This is a genomic window from Marinomonas lutimaris (genome assembly GCF_019426345.1).
Taxonomy (GTDB): domain Bacteria; phylum Pseudomonadota; class Gammaproteobacteria; order Pseudomonadales; family Marinomonadaceae; genus Marinomonas; species Marinomonas lutimaris.
Window position 1 is genome coordinate 1 of record NZ_JAHLLW010000053.1, and the last position, 899, is coordinate 899.

The window sequence follows — 899 nt, forward strand, 5'->3', positions numbered from 1 at the left end:
CCTCCTAAGCGCCAGTGGAGAGCGAAACGCTCGAACCTACCTCCTGACTTCTGAATTAATCCTAATGCTAAGTAGCGGCTCTTGTGGCTCGTCAGACGAAGAAACTATAGATACAAGTCAAAACTCAAATGAGGTGCATCTTCTAGATGAAGAAAAGAAAGCCAATGCTGAATTAAAACTACTGTTGGGAGAGATTGATGCTTATCAGGAATATTTAGGACTATTCCCACATAAGCGACCAGCTATTTTGAAATTGCTAGATGAGTCTAAAGAAAAAGCGACAAGGTTTTACGGTCGATTAAACGCCATCAAAAAAATTATTCAAGCGACTCAACCTGAGGGGAATATGTAATGCTTAGGGCATGGCAAGAACAGTGTCTCTCTCAAGCAGTGACATCATATAAGAGGCAACCTCAATTTTTGGTATTGGCTTCCCCTGGTGCGGGTAAAACCCTGCTTGCAGCGCATATAGCAAAAGCTCTTATCAACAGTGGCGATATCGACTATGTAGTATGCTTTTCCCCTTCTCGAATCGTTTCACAGAGCATTGAAGGAACATTTGAGAAAACATTAAAGCGAAAGTTTAATGGCAGACTTGGTGCAATCGGAGTATCACGCACTTATCACTCTCTTAGTAACGCGGCTGAGCTAATCAATGATCTTGCTGCTACTAGAGTCTTGGTCATTTTTGATGAAATACACCATTGCGCCGGTAATGGTGAGTCTCCAGCAAATACATGGGGATTACAGCTTCTCTCCACGATACAGCATTTAGCGACTTATACGTTGTCACTTACTGGCACACCCTGGCGTACTGACACTCTTCCAATTTCATTCGCTAAATACTCAGATCCAGAAGGCAACATTATTTGTGACTACTCGTACGATCTTGTTGATGC

At 42.6% G+C, this 899-nt stretch carries 2 protein-coding genes; both read left to right on the forward strand.

Annotated elements, in window-relative coordinates; genetic code table 11:
- Positions 1-352, forward strand: a 352-nt coding sequence (locus tag KPL72_RS21060; RefSeq protein ID WP_219704356.1) for a hypothetical protein, incomplete at its 5' end; no start/stop codon positions are given.
- The coding region (locus KPL72_RS21065; protein ID WP_249422381.1) for a DEAD/DEAH box helicase at positions 352-899 on the forward strand (548 nt) is incomplete at its 3' end. The genes KPL72_RS21060 and KPL72_RS21065, both read left to right, overlap by 1 nt.